Genomic DNA, 2824 nt, shown 5'->3' with positions numbered 1-2824 from the left:
GAGTGAGGCTGGCCCGTGTAGCGGGCCTGTGAGGTTGCTCACTGGCGCTCGCCGTACGGCCGGCGCTGCTGCTAATAACGCGCCGGTGAGAGCATTGCTCAACGCCTCTCGGGCGAGCTAACAGGCCGGCCTCACACGATTACCGGTGACTTTTCACGTAAGCCAGCGGGTTGACCACCCGGCCGTTGTACCAGACCTCGAAATGCAGGTGCGAACCGGTCGAACGGCCGGTCGAGCCCGCCTTGGCGATCACGTCGCCGATATGCACACGCTGGCCAGGGTGGACTTCCAGCTGACTGTTGTGCGCGTAGCGGGTCATGTAGCCATTGCCATGGTCGATTTCCACTACATTGCCGTAACCGTTACGGACGCCGGCATAGGTCACCATGCCTTCGGCCACGGCCTCCACCGGGGTACCCGTGGGCGCGGCGATATCGATACCGGTGTGGCGGGCGGCATGCCCACTGAACGGATCGGGCCGGCCGCCAAAGTAAGACGAGATATAACCATCCAGCGGCATGCCCGTCGGCTTGAGGCTGGATTCGATCTTGGCATCGAGCAAAAAGCTTTGCAGGGCCGACAGTTGCGCCTGCTGGCGGTCGAATTGCGCGGCCAGCTCGTCGATGCTCTTGTCCAGGGTTTGCGGCAGCGCGTAGGACGAATCGGAGGAGTCCTCGATGCCGCCCAATGGGGGTTGCTCGTCGAAATTGAACTCACCGTCGTCGAGCTTGCCGATCTGGGTAAGGCGCTCGCCCAAGGCATTGAGCCGGGTCGACTGCGCCTGCAGCTGCCCCAGCTTGACGGCCAACGCATCGACTTCGCGCTGGGCATCCTTGCGCATATCGGTCAGTTCGACATCCTGATGAGCCACCTGCTTGCGCAGTTGCCTGATCTCGGTCAGCGCGCCGTCACGCGGGCTGGCCAAAGTCATGGCCAGGACGGCGCCTATACCCGCACATCCGACGACGGCACCGGCTGCCATACCCAACAGCCGAAAGCGCAGGCGCCCATCGGCCAGATCGAGTGTTTTCGGCACCTTCTTCGTGCGCGATACAAGTATGATTTGCATTGAAATTCCACATCCGAGATGTCGGCCTTACCATGCAGCGTAACGATCCACCCTCCGGCGGCCCTAGTGGCCGCGGACCGAAATCGGTGACCGAATTCGGCCCGATCGCCGCTCTCGCAAAGAGAGCGGGCGAACTGGAAGCGCTGGATCGTGCACTGCGCCAGACATTGCCGTCACCGCTCCGCGAGCAGGTTCGTTTTGCCAACCTGCGCGACGGCCGCCTTGTTTTTTTGGCTCCTACGCCGGCCTGGGCCTCGAGGCTGCGCCTTTCCCAGGCGCAAATTCTCTCGACCGCGCACGCTTTGGGCGTGCACGCCAACGCGGTTACCGTGAAAGTGGCCCCCCTTCCGCCGGCTCAAACCGAACCGGACCGGACAAAACCGCTTTCTGCCGCAGCAGCCAACCACCTGAAGGCGGCGGCCGCAACAACTTCTGACCTCGAATTACGCGAACTGTTCCTGGCACTGGCGTCCGTCGCCGATATTTCTGCTTCCCGGACTGGCGGAACCCGCTAGCCGCTATCCCGGCTCGTTCCTGCCTATGGCGCTCCGGCGCCCTCTCGACCAGCGTTCCCCCCGATGGCGAGGGTTGGTTTATACCACGCAAAGCCCGTTGACCAAGTGCCCATGTCATCGGAGCGTGAACCGCGGCTGGCCGAAGAGGCGAGATATATCACAGATTTTGAAGTTGACGCCAATGGCGGGCTGTTCAGGTTCGATCCAAGCGACTCGCAGGCCAAGAGGGGCGAGTAGCGAGGACGCTCCAATGGCCAGTGCAGCAAGCTTCCCGTACGCGGCAGGCGTTATCGCGGCCTAGATGCTGGAGCAAGTCTGCGAACTTGCGCCCCGCCCTCGCTACTCGTCCCTGTGCCCCTTCTGCATGAGCGCCCAAGGCAACAAAAAAGCCGCACCCTCACGGATGCGGCTTCTTTGAGAGCCTGAAACCTCCGAGGCGCGTCAGATCGCCTGAGCCGGATGGGCGTAGGAGATCGGCGAGGTGGCCGGATCGTCCTGGTAGCTGACTTCTTCCCAGGCCGAGGCATCGGCCATCAAGGTGCGCAGCAGCTTGTTGTTGAGCTCGTGACCCGACTTGTGGGCGTAGTACGCACCGATGAGGCTGTGGCCGAGCAGATAAAGATCGCCGATCGCGTCGAGGATCTTGTGCTTGACGAATTCGTCTTCGTAACGCAGGCCATCTTCGTTGAGCACGCGGTAATCGTCCAGCACCACAGCGTTGTCCATCGAACCGCCGAGAGCGAGGTTATGCTCGCGCAGCATTTCGATGTCGCGCATGAAGCCGAAGGTACGCGCACGGCTCACTTCTTTCACGAACGAGGTCGTCGAGAAATCGATCTCGGCGCGCGAAGTGCGCTTGCTGATGATCGGGTGGTTGAACTCGATCGAGAAACCGACCTTGAAGCCTTCAAAGGGCTCGAAACTCGCCCATTTGTCGCCTTCCTGCACTTTCACCGGCTTCTTGATGCGGATGAAGCGCTTCGGAGCGGACTGCTCTTCGATGCCGGCCGATTGCAGGAGGAAGACGAACGGACCGGCGCTGCCGTCCATGATCGGCACTTCCGGCGAGGACAGCTCGACCAGGCAGTTGTCGATGCCCACGCCCGACAGGGCCGACATCAGGTGCTCGACGGTGGCGATCTTGACGCCGTCGGCGACCAGGTTGCTGGACAGCGTGGTCTCGTTGACCGCGACCGCCCGGGCCGGCACTTCGCGCGGCGGGCTCAAGTCGATGCGGCGG

At 62.5% G+C, this 2824-nt stretch carries 3 protein-coding genes; 1 reads left to right on the top strand and 2 read right to left on the bottom strand.

What is annotated here, in order from left to right:
* Positions 1 to 139 precede the first annotated feature (139 nt).
* Positions 140 to 1069: a M23 family metallopeptidase gene (locus VIM98_RS15095; RefSeq protein ID WP_331993932.1), complete on the bottom strand. Its 930-nt coding sequence runs from the start codon at positions 1067 to 1069 to the stop codon at positions 140 to 142.
* 86 nt (positions 1070 to 1155) lie between these two features.
* Here VIM98_RS15095 and VIM98_RS15090 point away from each other — a divergent pair, with 86 nt between their 5' ends.
* Complete coding sequence (locus VIM98_RS15090; protein WP_331993931.1) at positions 1156 to 1584, top strand: DUF721 domain-containing protein; 429 nt, start codon at positions 1156 to 1158, stop codon at positions 1582 to 1584.
* Between the two features lie 441 nt (positions 1585 to 2025).
* On the opposite strand, the gene lpxC is transcribed toward VIM98_RS15090, so the two are convergent.
* Positions 2026 to 2824 (bottom strand): UDP-3-O-acyl-N-acetylglucosamine deacetylase (gene lpxC / locus VIM98_RS15085; protein WP_331993930.1); only part of this gene is annotated, 799 nt, incomplete at its 5' end.

It is taken from the genome of Dyella sp. (genome assembly GCF_036568765.1).
In the GTDB taxonomy this organism is placed as follows: domain Bacteria; phylum Pseudomonadota; class Gammaproteobacteria; order Xanthomonadales; family Rhodanobacteraceae; genus GSA-30.
Note: the sequence above shows the minus strand (reverse complement) of the source record. Positions and strands in the feature narration are given on the sequence as shown.